Annotated in this window: 12 protein-coding genes and 1 riboswitch; of the genes, 4 read left to right on the top strand and 8 right to left on the bottom strand. The window is 53.0% G+C overall.

The genetic code is table 11. The annotated features are described in order from the left end of the window. Nucleotides 1-194: 194 nt before the first annotated feature. From OHJ21_RS29730 to OHJ21_RS29720, 3 genes are all read left to right on the top strand, one after another. A complete protein-coding gene (locus OHJ21_RS29730; protein ID WP_100541041.1) occupies nt 195-1,547 on the top strand; it encodes a hemolysin family protein in 1,353 nt (450 codons plus the stop codon). A gap of 151 nt (nt 1,548-1,698) precedes the next feature. After that, nucleotides 1,699-3,288 (top strand): PTS sugar transporter, encoded by a 1,590-nt coding sequence (locus OHJ21_RS29725; protein ID WP_486021987.1) that lies wholly within the window; start codon nt 1,699-1,701, stop codon nt 3,286-3,288. A 123-nt stretch (nt 3,289-3,411) separates the two neighbouring features. After that, nucleotides 3,412-3,966, top strand: a complete 555-nt coding sequence (locus OHJ21_RS29720) for a hypothetical protein (protein ID WP_486021986.1) — start codon at nt 3,412-3,414, stop codon at nt 3,964-3,966. 125 nt (nt 3,967-4,091) lie between these two features. On the opposite strand, the gene OHJ21_RS29715 is transcribed toward OHJ21_RS29720, so the two are convergent. The 8 genes from OHJ21_RS29715 to ade all read right to left on the bottom strand — a co-directional run bounded on the left by OHJ21_RS29715 (nt 4,092) and on the right by ade (nt 16,298). Next, a complete protein-coding gene (locus OHJ21_RS29715; protein ID WP_486021984.1) occupies nt 4,092-5,126 on the bottom strand; it encodes a hypothetical protein in 1,035 nt (344 codons plus the stop codon). A gap of 285 nt (nt 5,127-5,411) precedes the next feature. Beyond that, nucleotides 5,412-6,800, bottom strand: a complete 1,389-nt coding sequence (fumC, locus tag OHJ21_RS29710) for a class II fumarate hydratase (protein WP_486021983.1) — start codon at nt 6,798-6,800, stop codon at nt 5,412-5,414. Nucleotides 6,801-7,033: 233 nt separating this feature from the next. Further along, nucleotides 7,034-8,062, bottom strand: a complete 1,029-nt coding sequence (locus tag OHJ21_RS29705; protein ID WP_326111035.1) for a DUF2332 domain-containing protein — start codon at nt 8,060-8,062, stop codon at nt 7,034-7,036. Nucleotides 8,063-8,242: 180 nt separating this feature from the next. After that, nucleotides 8,243-10,039, bottom strand: coding sequence for a thiol reductant ABC exporter subunit CydC (gene cydC, locus OHJ21_RS29700; RefSeq protein ID WP_486021981.1), 1,797 nt, complete (start codon nt 10,037-10,039; stop codon nt 8,243-8,245). Next, nucleotides 10,036-11,802, bottom strand: a complete 1,767-nt coding sequence (cydD, locus tag OHJ21_RS29695; RefSeq protein WP_486021980.1) for a thiol reductant ABC exporter subunit CydD — start codon at nt 11,800-11,802, stop codon at nt 10,036-10,038. Before cydD ends, cydC begins: the two co-directional genes overlap by 4 nt. Next, nucleotides 11,802-12,818: a cytochrome d ubiquinol oxidase subunit II gene (gene cydB, locus OHJ21_RS29690; RefSeq protein ID WP_100541049.1), complete on the bottom strand. Its 1,017-nt coding sequence runs from the start codon at nt 12,816-12,818 to the stop codon at nt 11,802-11,804. Before cydB ends, cydD begins: the two co-directional genes overlap by 1 nt. After that, a complete protein-coding gene (locus OHJ21_RS29685) occupies nt 12,805-14,208 on the bottom strand; it encodes a cytochrome ubiquinol oxidase subunit I (RefSeq protein WP_486021978.1) in 1,404 nt (467 codons plus the stop codon). Before OHJ21_RS29685 ends, cydB begins: the two co-directional genes overlap by 14 nt. 287 nt (nt 14,209-14,495) lie before the next feature. Then, nucleotides 14,496-16,298: an adenine deaminase gene (ade, locus tag OHJ21_RS29680; protein ID WP_100541051.1), complete on the bottom strand. Its 1,803-nt coding sequence runs from the start codon at nt 16,296-16,298 to the stop codon at nt 14,496-14,498. A 711-nt stretch (nt 16,299-17,009) separates the two neighbouring features. Here ade and OHJ21_RS29675 point away from each other — a divergent pair. After that, nucleotides 17,010-17,141: a hypothetical protein gene (locus OHJ21_RS29675; RefSeq protein ID WP_486021976.1), complete on the top strand. Its 132-nt coding sequence runs from the start codon at nt 17,010-17,012 to the stop codon at nt 17,139-17,141. Then, nucleotides 17,119-17,220: riboswitch (purine riboswitch) on the bottom strand. (Overlaps the previous gene by 23 nt.) Nucleotides 17,221-17,288: the final 68 nt, after the last annotated feature.

The following is a 17,288-nucleotide window of genomic DNA, read 5'->3' as shown; positions in this document are numbered from 1 at the left end:
GAGTCAAAACGCCATGTGTCTCTGCTTTCCTTGCATATCGTTACTTTCCGCACGGATACCGGTATGTTTCTGCTCCTCAAGCACATGATGCTAGACCCTTTAAAATTCCGGTCGAATTATGTTAGCAGCCATGCATAGTAAGTGATGGTTATTAAAAAACTAATTCGGATCAGATAAAAAAGGATGTGTTTTGTTTGGAAGACAGTATAGGCTTAAATTTATTCTTAGTCGCTGTGCTTATCGCAGCTACCGCTTTTTTCGTTATGACGGAATTTGCTATTATAAGACTTCGTCCCAGCCGGGTAGACCAATTGGTAATGGAAGGTCGCAAAGGCGCGCTTGCCGTCAAAAAGGTAACTTCGAATCTGGATGGATACCTGTCTGCGTGTCAGCTGGGAATTACCATCACGGCACTCGGTCTTGGTTGGCTCGGGGAACCGACCATCGAGAAAATTCTTCACCCGGTGTTTGATAGCTTTTCCATTCCTGCTGCTATCGCATCGCTCATCTCATTTTTGCTTGCATTCATTATCATGACTTATATTCACGTCGTTATCGGTGAACTTGCACCGAAGACGATTGCTATTAATAAAGCGGAAGCCGTGTCGTTCATCTGTGCGACACCTATTATCTGGTTTAACCGGATCATGTACCCGTTCATCTGGTTGCTGAACGGATCCGCCAACAAGATCGTTCGTCTGTTCGGCATGCATCCTGCCAGTGAGCACGAAGAAGCTCACTCGGAAGAAGAACTCCGCATGATTCTGAGCGACAGCTATGAGAGCGGAAAGATCAACCAAGCCGAATACGGTTATGTAAGCCGAATTTTTGCTTTTGATGATATGCTTGCCAAGGAGATTATGGTACCCCGTACCGATATGATCTGCCTGTATGTGGATAAGCCGCTTGCCGCCAATCTGCAGATCATCAAGCGCGAGCAGTACACCCGTTTTCCGGTTGTACGCGGTGACAAGGACCAGATCGTCGGTATGGTGAACACCAAGCAGTTCTTCCTGGAGTTCGATGACAATTCCAACATCGACTTGACCAAGCTGATTCATCCGGCCATGACGGTATCCGAAGCGATTCCGATCAAGAAATTGCTTCGCAAAATGCAGCAGGAAGGCACGCATATGGCCATCCTGATCGATGAATATGGCGGCACTTCCGGGATGATCACCATCGAGGATATTCTGGAGGAGATCGTCGGGGAGATCCGCGACGAATTCGACGAGGATGAAGAACGCGAGTTGACTCAACCTGAGCCGAACCGGATTATTGCCGACGGCAAGGTATCCATCAACCGGATCAACGACCTGCTTCATACCGACCTGAGCACCGATGACCTGGATACGATCGGCGGCTGGTTGTACGGACATAACTCCGAGCTTGCCAAAGGCGATACATGGAGTTACGGTGACCTGACATTTACCGTGATCGAGAAGAAGACTCACCGCTACACGAAGCTGCAAATCGTTAAAGAAACACCCGAAACAGCAGCGGAAGAAGCAGCTGCCGTCGCGGCCGCAAGCGAAAACAACGAATAGATACCAAATAGCCAAGCCGCCATGCAACCCTTACCAGGTTATGCATGGCGGCTTTTCGCATAACGGCAAAACATTTTAACACTTTAACAAGTTATAACTCTGCTGTAATATAGAAATAATCTAATTTCATACATATGGGGGGCTGCAAGTCATGAATCGTCAAATCGCTATCATTGGAAGCAGCGGCGGCAATCTGTACAATCTCGGCGGCAAAGACCCGCGCAAGCTGCTGGATGAGATATTGATGCAGTTGGAGAGCGCAGGCCTGTCCTGTGGGGCACTGCAGTTTATCGCTGCCCAGGTCTCCATGGATGCAGCTAAGGATACAACGCCTGCTGCTCTTTACAGCTGGAGCATTTCTCAAGGGGAGCCGGTCATTATCGCGGAAGGTACGCTTCGGCAGGTCAATCAAGCGGCTGAACGTCTGGACTTAGAGATTGCCGAGCAGATTGAACTCGGCGAAATTGACGGCATTATCGTCATGAGTGCCGACCCTGAGGGCAGCAACCGGCACGCCATTGAGGCTGCTGCTAAATTCCGACTGCCAGTGACCGGTACCGGCGGAACTTCCATGGCCATCATACAGACCAAAGGCGCGCATGTCATCGCCGCCTCGGGTACAACCGGAACAACCAACCGAACCCGCGCGGTCACCTTTGTTACTTCCCTCAGCAAGCATTGGCGGCTTACGTACCGGCCGGTCATCGGAAATGCAACCGCGAACCTTCACGGGGCGCCAGGAAGCTCGTCGCCATGGCGGAGAATCAATATTCGGGGCATTATGATGGCATCCCTCCCCGGTTTCATCGGCATGGCCCTGATCCTGGCAGTCAGCAAAATTCCGGGGTTATCCTCGCTGACCGAGGTGTTTGATCTATTGATCAAGGCGCTGCCGGTTATCGTCGCTGTTATCGCAGCCAAGCAGGTGTCCGAACTGGACGAGGTATCCATCGTGGCAGGCATCGTGGCAGGTGTCCTCTCCGTGGAAGGGGGCATTATCGGAGGCATCATTGGCGGAATTGGCGCAGGGATCATCGTCCATTACGTGTTCCGTCAATGCGTGGAGTGGCGTTTCCCCGCAACCACGGTCAACATCGTGGCAGGCGGTATATCCGGACTGATTGCCGGGTTGCTGGTTTACTTCCTTATTGCGCCGATTGCGCTGAGTGCAGGACAAGGCATCCGCTTCCTGATCGAAACGCTTGTTTCTTGGAGCCCGGCCATAGCCGGATTGATTGCAGGCCTGCTGATCTGGCCCGCGATCATTGGCGGCGTCTATCATGCGGCCATCCTGCCGATTGTACTGCTGGAGATGGAGACGACAAGCAACAGCTTCCTCGGGGCAGTCGATATGGTTGGTCTGGTGATGGTGTCCGCAGGCATCACGCTGGCCAACATTATCGCCCCTCGGGATAAGGGAGAGGCGGCCGTAGCGGCTCCCGGGTTTGCCATCAATATGGGTTTTGGCACCTTCGTTGAAGCCGCCTATCCCTTCATGTTTTCGAACAAGCTTGTGTTCGCTGGAGCGATTGCTTCCGCAGGTATTGGCGGCATGCTCGTCGGTTTATTCGGCGTTCGGGGAACCGCCTACGTGCCTTCCTTCATCGGTCCCATCACATCGAATAACACCATTGGCTTCCTGATCTCCATGGCAGCCAGCATGCTCTGCTCGTTCCTTATTACGTTCTTCGTAAACAAACTGTCCGGTTATCGAGATGCGAAGAACTCCGTCAGTATGTAGTACATGGTCAGTTCCAATATGCAGGATTTTAGCTAACCAATTGGCCTGAAAAAGAGTTTATATTATAGATAGGCTCCTGAATTCGATGCCTATACCTATTCGAAATAACGGAAGGAGGTTATTATGATCGTGAAATTCAGAAGAATATCGCTGTTCGCGCTGACAGGTGTCCTGCTAGCCGCTTCGCTAATCTGGAACAGCGAACAAGCAGCCGCTAACGACGCGGAAGACTATTCCGTGAAGGCGGCAGGCACCCTCATGACGGACGTGCAAGTTCACAAAGGCAAGGCGTACGTTCCGCTCAAGTCCTTAGCCGATGCAGTAGGGTATGAAATCTCTTATACGCTGAAGAAGGAGTTGGACAACTTTCATCAGTATGACTTGAAGGCTGCGAACAATCCCCCGGTATCGGTATGGGGCAACGACAGATGGGGATATACGATCGTCCGGCGTGCAACGCAAGAGATGAATGTGAACGATATCGACATTTATAAGCCGGCCAAGCTATGCCCTGAAGAATCGGACCATTGCAAGCTCGATGAGAGTAAGTACGACGGGCCCCTCTTCATAAAGAACACCCTCTACGTACCTGTCCGAGACATGGCTACAGCCTTAAATCTGAAGCTGACCATGACGCAGACCCAGAAAGGGCGCACCATTCACCTGTCCCTGCGCTGAAGCCCCCCATATATCTACTCCCCTTACGAATACTTAAAAAGCCAGGCAGAGTCACAAACTCCGCCTGGCTTTTAATCTGATTGGAGGCAATCCAATCTTTCAATCTTTCAAAACCTTCACATTCTTCATTCCAGTCCTCTGATTTCAATGTCATCCGTGGACGTGATTTTCGAAATATCAAACTCTCTGAAAATATGGGTGCTCTGTTTCCCGTTCATATCCAAATCCTGCTCTAGCTTCTTCACACGGTCCGGCGTCTTCAAATCCGCCCCATAATATTCAATGTGAAGGTCCGTCTCCCCCGGCACCGTCACCGAAGGCAGCCGCTGAATCAGCTCCAGCACCCGTTCCTTCTCCTGCGCCAAGTTATTCGCCGTCAAATCCGCGAATACGATTAAACGGATATTCTGACTTACATTTCCACCGGCATTTGCGAGTTGGTTATAATCACGTTCAACCGTGTCGATATCGGCGTTGACAAAGGCATCCGCAAACGCCTGGTCCGGATAAAGCTCAACCAGCAGAGGTTTCAACTCGTCTTTCAGCTGTTGCCCCCACAGCAGGTTCAGATATATATCATTCGATATGGTTGGGGGGCTGCTATCATTACTGTTAAGAGTGAACACCAGCTCAGGCTCCTGTTCCGGATGGGCTCGAAGTTGATACGAGCTGGTGGCCCAGGTATAGTCCACGTCCGTTACCTTAAAGGGTTCGTTGTACTTCTGCTCCAGATAGGACTCTGCCGCTTCTTGAACCACCCGTTTCTCAGCAGCCGTCTTCATAAACGGAGCAGATCCCCAGGTGTACCCCGCGTATACGGCCCCGCCGAACAAGGCCAGTCCGATCACCGTCCGCACGATGATTTTCCAAGGGGAGGATAGTTGGCGCCGCCGCTTCTCGTCGAACATCGGTTTCTTGGGCGATCGGTAGTTGAAGTAAATAACCGGTATAATCAGACCTATAATATGAAGCCCAATAGCTATTGGACCAATCAGCATGCCCAAAAATCCCAATGTCATGAAAAAAATAAACAAAGCCGCTCCCTGAAGCGCCATAAGCAGCGTTCCGCCTATCATCATGCCCGGCGTCCCGATATAAAACATCCCGAGCCCGGTGCAGATCAGAGAGAGCAGCGTGGCAATCCATTGATGTTTCCTCAAGTTATCATCCGTCCTTCATGCATATGGTTTGTGAATCATGGTCAAATCCTGACACCCTATTATAACCGCTGTGGAGCTTGGGAGAAGAAAAATTTCTATCGATGTTCTCTCACAGAAGGCAGACCGCGTTTAGAATAAGGTTGCCCTGTGATTATCAAATATGGTTCAGCTTCCCTGAAACCTTATCATTCTATCATCTAAAAACCAAAACCCACTTCACCGTGGTGAAATGGGCTGGGGGTTCAACCGAGGCCTGTTTTCCGATCAAGCTCTAAACATTGGGCCTTACTCCTTCGGATGGATCATTTCTTCCGGACGAACGATCCGGTCAAAATCCTCTCCGCTCAATAAACCGCTTGCCAGAGCGGCTTCGCGAAGCGTTGTCCCTTCTTTATGTGCCTTTTTCGCGATGGCCGCGGCATTCTCATATCCGATATGCGGATTCAGCGCCGTCACCAGCATCAGCGACCGCTCCATGTTTGCACGGAGAACGTCTAGGTTGGCTTCGATGCCGACCGCACAATTCTGGTCGAAAGAGTCCATGGCATCCGACAGCAGGCGTACGGACTGCAAGAAGTTATAGATGATGACCGGTTTGAATACGTTTAGCTCAAAATTACCCTGGCTTGCTGCAAAACCGATCGTGGCATCGTTGCCCATCACTTGGCAGACCACCATCGTGAGTGCCTCGCTCTGGGTTGGGTTCACTTTCCCCGGCATGATGGAGCTGCCCGGTTCATTGGCAGGGATCGAGATTTCACCAATCCCGGAACGCGGACCGCTTGCCAGCCAGCGAACGTCGTTGGCGATTTTCATCAAGTCGGCAGCCAGCGCCTTCAGCGCCCCATGGGCAAATACAATCTCGTCATGGCTGGTCAGCGAATGGAACTTGTTGCTGGCGGACGTGTAGCTTTTTCCGATTTGCATGCTGATTTCGGCAGCCGTCATTTCTCCGAATTTCGGATGAGCGTTAATGCCGGTACCGACGGCAGTACCGCCAATAGCCAGCTCACGCAGCGGTTCTACGGCGGAAGCCAGCATCAATTCACACTTCTCGAGCATCCGGTGCCAGCCGCTGATTTCCTGTCCTAGGGTCAGCGGTGTGGCGTCCTGAAGATGCGTACGGCCGATTTTGATCAGGTCCTTATATTCATCGCTTTTCTTCTCGAGCGTTTTCTTCAAGCGGCGCAGCGCGGGCAGCACATGATCTTCCACGGCCACAACCGCGGCCATGTGCATCGCTGTCGGAAACGTATCGTTAGAGCTTTGGGATTTGTTAACGTCGTCGTTGGGATGAACGCGCAGCGCGCTGTCTTTTTGCTCAAGCAGTTGATTCGCACGGTTCGCAATGACTTCGTTCACGTTCATATTGGACTGTGTGCCGCTGCCGGTCTGCCAAACCACCAACGGAAAGTGCTCATCCCACTTGCCGGCCACAATCTCGTCGGCGGCAGTCGTAATCGCATTCACTTTGTCTGCATTCAGCTTGCCGAGCTTGCCATTCACAATGGCTGCGCTTTTCTTCAATATCGCAAACGCCCGAATGATTTCCTTCGGCATCGTTTCGGTTCCAATCCGGAAATTCTCGGAACTGCGCTGTGTCTGCGCTGCCCATAGCTTATCCGCAGGCACTTTAATCTCACCCAGGGTATCCTTCTCAATACGATAATCCATCCCAACTTCCTCCTTTGGCTTCCTTGAATTTAAGCGCTTAATATTCCATCTCCCCTATTATGACATAGACTTGCCCAAGAAAAAAACAGACGGGATGAACAGCTGCGACTTCCATGCTTAAAGCCTTGGCTCGGCTGCCTCCTGGGCTCGCTTACTCACCGCCGCCTCGCTTGAAACAGCAGAGGTATCACACGATTCGCCGTGATTATTCAAGCTACGGCAATATTCCCGCTTCACAACAGCCACTCAAACCAGCGAGCATGCCCATCCGTCCGGGCGACCGTAAACTCGCTTCGCACGCCCCCGAGGATATAGTCCGCATGGAGATCTTCATCCTGCATATTGTTGTAGACATGCACGATATCGCGGACGCTTCCGATTTCATTTAAGTGATGCCGCAGTGTTTGCTTGGACGCCTCCGGAATCTGATTAGCCACATGCGTATGAAATACGCAAATGACGGCCTCCTCCGGGATGCCCTTCACGATATCGGGAAGCAGCGCGGTCCCATCCCCTTCCCGGAACTGGATCCCGGACTGCTGCTTCAGCACCTCCGCCGCATGCTCCAGCATGGATACCCTGTCGTGATTACCCGGCCAGATTAAAGACCGCAGCCACAACAAATGCTCCGGGTTTCGCACATCATTCACATGCAGATCGATCCCCATCCGATAGACGACCGGAGGACTGGAAGCCAGCAGGAACGGCGTGCGCCCTCCCTTGATCTCCGATGTGATATGAACCTTCGACCCCGCAAGGCCGTAACTCGCCGCGTCTCCATAGGAATAGCTGTATCGATCCCACAGCAGCTGCAAGCCGGCGCTGGTTCCAAGCTCCACCAAGGCAAGCGGCTTACGGACCTTGTCATAGATCGAGCAGAACACCGGATACAAATACGCACAGCGGCGGACTTCATTCGTCTGTACCCGCTTGCTCTCCAGTATTCCGATAATAGCCGTCTCATGCCTCAGTACAAATGAACGAAAATGGGGATAACAGGAGCTCATTTCCTTCGGATGCTCCACAAGGCCGGGGTAATATGCCCTCAGCTCCGCTCCCTCACCCTGGAGCAGCAAATATTGAACGGCGCCAAATAGCATATTGGGTACAGGCTGGCCTGCAGGAACAAAAGCAGCGACTTGCAGCACCTCTTCATCATCGGCTATATGGCGCGCCAAATACTCATAGAACACACTGGAGCCCGGACATTCCCGTTCAGCAAAATGACGAAACACGTTGACCATCCGCTTATGAACCACCATACATCACACCCCTAAAGTTGTAATTAACCCTTTATCCTGCTTAAGACTAATGTTACATCTTTCCAGGATGCGCGTGGATTTTGATCTTTTATCGGGCTGATTAAGAAAAATAAGATGGAGACAAAAAAAGAAGAACCGACCCCAAAGGCCGGTTCTTCTACTAAAAGATGCTGTTGTTGTCTAGATTGCCGGACGATCCAGCAGGTACAAGTTCCGATACCGCGGATAGTGCTCCATCAGCTCATCGTGCGTACCCCGCATAACGATCTGACCGTGCTCCATGAATAGGATCTCATCCATGCGCTCCACGCCAACCAGATGATGGGTTACCCAGATCAGAGTCCGGTCCTGCAAACTGGCGAACATGGTGGATAACAGTTCCCGCTCGGTTTTGGGATCCAGTCCGACCGTCGGTTCATCCAAAATGACGACCGGCGTCTTCTGCAGCAGGATCCGGGCCAAAGCCACGCGCTGGCGCTCTCCTCCGGAGAAACGCTGTCCGGCTTCCTGCATACGGGTGAGTAGCCCTTCCGGAAGGGCTGCCACCAACGGCTCCAGCCGTGCCCGGGCAACCGCATCCCGTATTTCGGCCTCCGTGGCATCCGGCTGTCCGAGCCGGATGTTGTTGGCTAGCGTCGTATCAAACAAGTGCGGACTCTGATTCAATACCGAAATAACGGAAGAAATCTCATCGCCAAACCGCGCAGAATCCACTCCGCCTAGGGTAAGACTTCCCCCTGAAGGTGCCAGCACACCCTGAATCAGCTGCAGCAGGGTGGATTTACCGGCACCGGAACGCCCTATAATGGCTACCTTAGCCCCAGGAGGAATATCCAGGGATACATCCATTAATGTAGAACCATCCCTATTCACACCGGATCGGTCCAGCCCGGATTCGCCGCCTGGGGCCTGATCATAACGGAAGCAGACGCCATCCGCCTTCACATGAACACCGCTGTTTATGACAGATTCGATCTCTCCCTTATTCAGCTGTTGCCCCCGTTTCTGCTTCCCTTCAGACGTTTCGGGGCTTTCGATCGCCTGAAGTCTCGCGACCGATTGGCCGTACTGCGGAATCCGCTCCACGGCTTCGGATACCGGCAGGAATGCGTCCATTAACGGGAACACAACCAGTACAAAAGCCGCGATCAGCGTAACATCGATCGAGCCGTCCGCATACTGCCGTCCTGACCAATACACCATCGATACCACCGTCACGACAACCACGCATTGACCGATAAAAGCCCGAAGACGCGACCAGCGCTTGAGCGAGCGGTCGGTCCGGTCGACCTCGGCTTCATCCGCCTCATAACCGGTCAGGAATTCCGTCTGCCGGCCGCTGACGTACCATTCATGAATGCCAAGTACCGCGTCGGTCAGCTTCTGGTAGAGGTTGCTGCGGGCCTGCTTCATCTCCCGGTTCTTCCGTTTGGTGAGCAGCAGGGAAACCAGCGGCAGTACCAGAATCAGCACCGCTACATACAGCGCAAGCAGAAGGGCAAATGTCGGGTCAAACAGGCCGACGGCCAGAATAACACCGGCGTATAACACAAGCGCAACAATCGATGGAAAGACCGTACGGATATAGACGTCCTGCAAATACTCGATATCATCGGAGAGCACGCCAAGCAGATCCCCGGTGCGGTACCGGGAGGACAAGCGGAGGGCTTGCGGTTCCAGAATTCGGTACAGCCGCAGGCGCATCTGGGACAGGATGCGAAGAATCGTGTCATGCCCCACCAGACGCTCCACGTAATGGATGACCGCACGTCCGATGCCGAAGGTACGAACCCCTACGGTCGGCACGTATACCATTAGGATATTTTCCGGTCGCAGGGCAGACTTGGAGATCAGATACCCGGAGGTGAACATCAGCATCCCGGCGAACAGGATCGTGAGCACGCCAAGCATCACAATTAGCAGAAAACGCCAGAAGTTTGCCGTTACGTAAGGCCGAAACCACGATTCCTGCTTCATTGTAATCCCTCCATCTGCGATGTAATTAACCCGTAATAGACGCCCTGCAAGGCCATAAGCTCCTCATGGGTTCCCGTTTCTGCCACCCGCCCCTGATGCAGAACGAGGATGTAATCCATATCCTGCATCCAGTGCAGTCTGTGCGTCGCGAGGAATACCCACTTATCTTGAAACAGGGACAGCATCGTCTCCTTCAGCTCGTATTCCGTCTCAATATCCAAATGGGCCGTTGGCTCATCCAGCAGCAGAACCCGCCGGCCGCCGAGCAAAGCTCTGGCTAAGGCCACGCGCTGTGCCTGACCGCCGCTTAAAGCGCGTCCGCCGCCGCCGATCATCTCCGCGAGTCCGCCGGGCAAGCTCTTCACCAGATCCGACAGACCCGCCGCTTCGACCGCTGCTTCGACTTGCGCTGTTGACGCCTCCGGCGCATAAAAGCGCACATTATCTGCCAGGGTAGTACCGAATAAATACGGCTGCTGCGGCATATAGGTGACCTCGGTTCGCCACGCCCGTCGGTTCCAGTCCTCCAGCTTCACGCCGTTCAGCTCCATCATTCCCGATGTTGGCGCCATGAATCCGCCTAATAGCTCGATGAGCGTGGATTTGCCGGCCCCGCTCTCCCCCACGATACCGATTTTGCGTTGACCCGGTATCCGGAAGCTGACATTCTCCAAGGAAGCCGGCCCTAACTCTTCATGCCTGAGGCCAATTCCGGACAGTTCCAGTACACTGTGGTTATCCCATTGGAATCGCGGCTGCGGCGGATTGAGCTCTGGCGAATTATCTTTAATTTTAAATGTTATATCGCCGGAACGCCCTTTCCGGGCCTCCAGAATTATCGATTGCATCGCTTCCCCTGCCTGCTTACCGTCCAGCGTGGCATGAAAGTCCGCCCCGACCATGCGCACCGGCAGGAAATACTCCGGTGCCAGGATCAGGATAAGCAGTGCGGGCAGAAGCTCCAGGCTGCCGTTAATGAGACGCAAGCCCAGATTTACCGCAACAGATGCCACGGACAGCATCGTAAAGAAATCCAGCGCGAAGGACGACAGAAACGCCACGCGCAGCGTCCGCATGGTAGCTGCACGATACCCCTCGCTGACCCGCTGTATGCTCTCGCTGTGCTTGCGGCTCTGTCCCAGAAACTTCAGGGTAGTCAGACCTCTCAGCGAATCTACAAAATGATTGGACAGCATCCGGTAGGAATCCAGCTGCCGCTCGGTTTGCTTTTTCGCGGCAAGTCCCACGAGGATGAGAAAGACGATCAGGATCGGCATGGTCACCAGCAGAATAATGCCCGAAATCCGGTCCGTCATGAACACGTACAGCCATATCAGAGCCGGGGTAATGCCCGCCCCCATCATGCGCGGTATGGTCAGCTCCGCATATTTGCGGAACTTGCCGATGCCCTCCAGCACAAGCGTAACCACATTGCCTGTTCCTTCCGACCGGACAAAGGACGGCCCGTTCCGAAACAGCTCATCCAGCAGCTGCTTCCTCAGGCTCGTGCCCGTCTCCTCGGCAAAGCGCTGTGCGATTCCTTGCTGCACGGCCGAGATGCCGTGGCGTGCCAGAAATGCAAGCAGGAACAAGGCAATGGTCTCCCCCTGCTCCTGCAGCGTTGATCCCGCAAACAGGGCGGATACGGCTTCCGCCAGCCACTTGGCTTGCAGGAGGATGGCCATGCTCTGTGCCAGGGTACATACGGCGACAAGGAAGAATACCGTCTTGGCGCCTTTGTATCCCAGCAGGTCTTTTCCCATCAGTACTCCAGATGCTCCTTCTCATGTACCCGTTTGTGGAAAACGAAGTAACTCCAAATTTGATAGCCTAATACGAATGGCAGCAGCGTTACCGCCACAATCGTCATAATCTTGAGGGAATACGGTCCGGAGGCCGCATTATAAATAGTCAGATCAAATGCAGCATGGATGGAGCTGACCATCACGCGCGGGAACAAGCCCACGAACACGGACGTTACCAGCAGGGCGATAACCGCCCCGGTCATCCCGAAAGCCCAGCCGTCCCGCTTGATATTCATGAAATATCCGCCCAGCAGGAATGCGAGCAGAGCCAGTACCAGCAGCACGGTTAACACCACGCCACGCTTCTCGAAGATATCGGTCATGAAATACGTCATCACACCAAAAGCCACGAACAGGGCCGCTACGGGAAGCAGGAGTCTCCGGGCCATACGGCGCGCGCGTTCCTGAAGATCCCCCATCGTGCGCAGTGTTGTGAACATCAAGCCATGCAGCAGGCAGAGCATCACCATCGTCAGTCCGCCAACAACAGTATAGCCATTCACAACATCGAACAATCCGGCATGCAGCTGCATCTCTTCGTTAATGGGGAGCCCCTGAATCAGGCAGGCAAAAACAACGCCGAGCAGGAATGGCGGAAGCACGCTGCCGGTGAAGATCGCACCGTCCCACACCCGTTTCCAGCGGACATCGCCCACCTTGCCGCGGAATTCAAAGGCCACCCCGCGGCCGATCAAGGCCAGCAGAAGAAAGACAAGCGGAATGTAGAACCCGCTGAACAGCGTGGCATACCAGTTCGGGAAGGCGGCGAACATGGCGCCGCCCGCCGTCAACAGCCAGACCTCGTTGGCATCCCAGAACGGGCCGATCGAGTTGATCAGCACCCGGCGCTGGGTATCATTTTTGGCCAGCAGCTGCGTGGACATCCCGACCCCAAAGTCGAAGCCCTCCAAGAAGAAGAACCCGATAAACAATACGGCAACAAGCACAAACCACAGTTCGTTAAGAGACAGCATTGTAGCCCTCCTTATTAAACGGATCGCTTGCGTGGTGGTCGTCTTCCTCCGCCGCATACGGTCCTTTCTTAATGACTTTGATGAACAGATACGCCATGACGGCTGCCAGCACCGCATAAATGGCGGTAAACATGATGAGCGAGAACAGAATCGAGCCTGCGCTCACGTTCGGTGAAACACTGTTCTCCGTAGTGATCAGCCCGAATACCGTCCACGGCTGTCGTCCGATCTCCGTCATAATCCACCCCGACGTGTTGGCGATGAACGGCAGCGAAATACCGAACAGCATCAGTCTGAGGAACCATTTGCCAGCCTTCTCGACCTTTTTGCGCAGCATCAGCCATGCTCCGTACAATCCCAGCAGAATCATGATGCTGCCTGCGGCCACCATAATCCGGAAGCTCCAGAACGTGGTACGGACCGGCGGGATATAGTCTCCAGGGCCATATTCCTGCTCATATTGCGCTTGCAGCTCTTTCATTCCGATGACTTCGCCGGAAAATTTGCTGTAGGACAAAAAGCTGAGCAAATACGGGATTTTGAACTCCATCGTGTTCTCCTGCTTATCCGGATCGATGGCTGCAATGACCGTCCAAGGCGCAGGATCGTCACTCGTTTCCCACAGGCTCTCCGCAGCGGCCATCTTCATCGGCTGCGTATCCACCAGATACTGCGCCTGCTGGTGACCGAATACCGCAACCAGAATGGAGGTGATGAGGCCAATCACGATGGCGATGTGAAATGATTTTTTAAAGAAATCCAAATCCTGCTTCTTCATCAGCTTGTAGGCACTCACACCTGCTACGAGGAACGCCCCGGTTGCCAAAGCTCCGAAGATCGTGTGCGGGAACTCCACCAGCAGCTGACCGTTCGTAATCAGTGCGAAGAAATCGTTCATCTCCGCCCGCCCATTGTTTATCTCGAACCCGACGGGACGCTGCATGAACGAATTCGCTGCCAGAATCCAGAAGGCGGACATCAGGGTGCCGAAGGACACCAGCCAGATGCTGAGCAGATGGACCTTCTTCGATAACCGGTCCCACCCGAATATCCACAGCCCAATAAACGTCGACTCAAGGAAAAATGCCAGCAGAGCTTCGATCGCAAGCGGTGTGCCAAACACGTCCCCGACAAAGCGCGAGTAATCCGACCAGTTCATGCCGAACTGGAATTCCTGCAGAATCCCCGTCACAACCCCGACCGCAAAGTTAATCAGGAACAGCTTTCCCCAGAACTTGGCCATTTTCTTGTAGACTTCCTGGCCTTTGACAACATACATCGTCTCCATGATGGCAATCAGAAACGCCAATCCGATGGACAACGGTACGAAAATAAAGTGAAAAATGGTTGTCGATGCGAATTGAATTCGCGCCAGCATAACCGGATCCATATCAGATACCCCTTCCTTTAGCTCACGTGATCACTTCAAATTTGATTCTTTTTGTATTGTCGCAGACCGCGATGCAAAGGATTGTGATAAACATCACAATATCAGGACTGAAACCGGGGCAAAAAGTTATAAATTTGTGACGAAAATCACTAAGTGGACAACGGTATAACTGAGCATCGAAAAAATGGAAACGGCTCGCTGCCTCTGCCGGCGGTCAAAACGTTGTATTTACGATACAAAAAAGCAGGTTCGCCATCAGGCCAACCTGCTTCGGTATGTCTGCAACCTTATTGAACCGGGCCAATCTCGGTCTCGATGAGCTTGAATTCCGTTACGTCCGCGATCCCGCGGTTGGTAATGCGGATTTCCGGAATCACCGGCAGCGCAATGAGCGAGAAGGTCATGAACGGTGCATGGATGTAGCATCCAAGCTCCTTCCAAGCTTCCTCCAAGGCAGCGACTTCCTCCGCTACGATCTCAACCGGACGGTCCGCCAGCAAACCAGCAATCGGCATCGCCACCTTCGCCAGCACCTTGCCGTCCCGTACCACGATCATGCCGCCTCCGCACGCCGCCAGCTCATTCGCCGCGAGTGCCATATCCTCGGCATTCGTGCCCATCACGAGCAGATTGTGGCTGTCGTGCGCAACCGTGGAAGCAACCGCGCCGGTCTTGAGTCCGAAGCCGTTCGCAAAACCGAGCGAGATTTGCCCGGTTGCGCTGTGGCGCTCGATGCATGCCAGCTGAACCACATCTTGATTCAGGTCCGGCTGGATGACGCCTTGCTCCACAGAGAGCACCGCGGTCATTTTAGCGGTACGGGCACTGTTCTCGATGACGCGCACCACATTCACTTCCGTACGCGTCGCATCGAACTTGCTGCGCTGCAGAAAGTCATCAGCGGTAAGCGAACGCTGCAGCCGAACCGATTGAAAGGCTTTTTCCGGGTATTGATATACCGGGAACTCCTTCACGAGCCGGCCGTTCTCTGCAACCACTTCGCCATCCGTGATCACGACTGAAGGTACCATGCTCAACAGATCATCAATCAGCAAAATATCCGCCGTTTTGCCAGGTGAAATGCTGCCCAGCTCCATGTCCATGCCGAAATAACGAGCCACGTTGATCGTTCCCAGCTGGATCGCCGTAACCGGGTCCACGCCCTCTTCTATAGCGCGGCGGACCACATGGTTCATGTGACCGAGCCTCAGCAGCGTCTGTGGATACACATCATCCGTAACCAGAGAAATATTGTCTGTTCGCACCTTATCTTCCGTTATGACCTTAACAACTTCCTTTACATCCTGCCAAGCCGAACCCTCGCGGATCATCAGGTGCATGCCGAGACGGACCTTCTCCAGGGCCTGTTCTCTCGTTACCGTCTCATGGTCGGAGCTTACGCCGGTTGCCATATATGCCTGCAGCATCCGGTCATCCTCGGCCGGAAAATGCCCTGTTACGGTCTTGCCTGCACGCAGCGTAGCTTCAATCTCCCCGCTCATGGTCGGATCGCCGTACACGACGCCCGGGAAGTTCATCACTTCGCCAAGCCCGGCGACGCCAGGCCAGGTCAGCCCTTCCTCGATGTCGGCTACGCCCAGCTGCGCACCGGCATCCTCCAGATCAAACGTCGCCGGTACGCAGGAAGGAATGGTGGTGAACACCTTCATCGGCAGCTGCTGCCCTTCCTCGTGCATCCAGCGCACGCCCTCCATGCCGAATACGTTGGCGATCTCATGGGGATCCATATAAACCCCGGTCGTTCCGCTAACGATAGCCGCCTTGGCAAACTCGGTCACGGTGAGCATCGTGCTCTCCACATGCATATGACCGTCGAGCAGACCAGGCGAGATAAACCGGCCATTCGCTTCGATCACCTGCGTCCCTTTCCCGATCGTATGATCGGCGTTGCCGATATAAGCGATGCGCCCGTACGCCATCGCCACGTCTACCCGTTCCTGAAGCTCACCCGTAAACACATTGACCAGCGTGCCGTTTTTGATAACCAGATCGGCTGGCTCTTGTCCTAACGCAACCTTCCCCAGCTGCCGGCTGACCTCGTATCGTTTCTGTCTTTTAATTGAACTCATGATGAATGCACGCTCCCCTTTTTTTAGATATCAGAACGTATAAACTTCGAAGCTCGTAACTTCCTGATATCGCAATAAAAACTTCATCTAATCGCGGTCTGTCATCTGTGAAAGTGCGTCGATAGACGTTTTTCTTATAGATATCAGAACGTATAAACTTCGAAGCCTGTAACTTCCTGATATCGCAATAAAAACTTCATCTAATCGCGGTCTGTCATCTGTGAAAGTGCGTCGATAGACGTTTTTCTTATAGATATCAGAACGTATAAACTTCGAAGCTTGTAACTTCCTGATATCGCAATAAAAACTTCATCTAATCGCGGTCTGTCATCTGTGAAAGTGCGTCGATAGACGTTTTTCTTTTAGATATCAGAACGTATAAACTTCGAAGCCTGTAACTTCCTGATATCGCAATAAAAACTTCATCTAATCGCGGTCTGTCATCTGTGAAAGTGCGTCGATAGACGTTTTTCTTTTAGATATCAGAACGTATAAACTTCGATGCTTGTAACTTCCTGATATCGCAATAAAAACTTCATCTAATCGCGGTCTGTCATCTGTGAAAGTGCGTCGATAGACGTTTTTCTTATAATGAACCGGTAAAAATACAAAATCGATCCGCTCTATAACACGCCAAACACCCCGGGCAGCGTATCTGCCCGGGGTGCCTGTACTATATCCATAGAGGAAGAGAAGCCCTGTGCATCAGCAATGTATGCTATCAGTCTGCACATCACCTCAGCCGTTAAAACCTGCCGGATTCCAATCAAGGTGATCTTCCAGCCCGGCCTCCATCATTATGCGAAGCTGGGCGGGGTGGTGGGATTCTCAACCTTCATGTAGTCAAGTCATTTACGGTAACCTGGTAGAAACGCCTGGGCCCTATTCCCCGGCATATACATCAAGATTTGATTTTGAACAACATTACCCTTCGATTCTTTGGTCATTTCATTTGTTGTATGAATTATAATCCTCCTGCCCGAGAAGTCA

Source organism: Virgibacillus sp. LDC1, assembly GCF_025792345.1.
In the GTDB taxonomy this organism is placed as follows: domain Bacteria; phylum Bacillota; class Bacilli; order Paenibacillales; family Paenibacillaceae; genus Paenibacillus_AQ; species Paenibacillus_AQ lautus.
This window is presented reverse-complemented; position numbering and strand designations above follow the sequence as displayed.

Coding starts and splice junctions, on each gene's coding strand:
- cydD (WP_486021980.1), bottom strand. CDS start 11,802: ATGGGAAAAGACCTGCTGGGATACAAAGGCGCCAAGACGGTATTCTTC.
- cydC (WP_486021981.1), bottom strand. CDS start 10,039: ATGAAGCAGGAATCGTGGTTTCGGCCTTACGTAACGGCAAACTTCTGG.
- ade (WP_100541051.1), bottom strand. CDS start 16,298: ATGAGTTCAATTAAAAGACAGAAACGATACGAGGTCAGCCGGCAGCTG.
- OHJ21_RS29725 (WP_486021987.1), top strand. CDS start 1,699: ATGAATCGTCAAATCGCTATCATTGGAAGCAGCGGCGGCAATCTGTAC.
- OHJ21_RS29720 (WP_486021986.1), top strand. CDS start 3,412: ATGATCGTGAAATTCAGAAGAATATCGCTGTTCGCGCTGACAGGTGTC.
- OHJ21_RS29705 (WP_326111035.1), bottom strand. CDS start 8,062: ATGGTGGTTCATAAGCGGATGGTCAACGTGTTTCGTCATTTTGCTGAA.
- OHJ21_RS29685 (WP_486021978.1), bottom strand. CDS start 14,208: ATGGATCCGGTTATGCTGGCGCGAATTCAATTCGCATCGACAACCATT.
- OHJ21_RS29675 (WP_486021976.1), top strand. CDS start 17,010: ATGTATGCTATCAGTCTGCACATCACCTCAGCCGTTAAAACCTGCCGG.
- fumC (WP_486021983.1), bottom strand. CDS start 6,800: ATGGATTATCGTATTGAGAAGGATACCCTGGGTGAGATTAAAGTGCCT.
- cydB (WP_100541049.1), bottom strand. CDS start 12,818: ATGCTGTCTCTTAACGAACTGTGGTTTGTGCTTGTTGCCGTATTGTTT.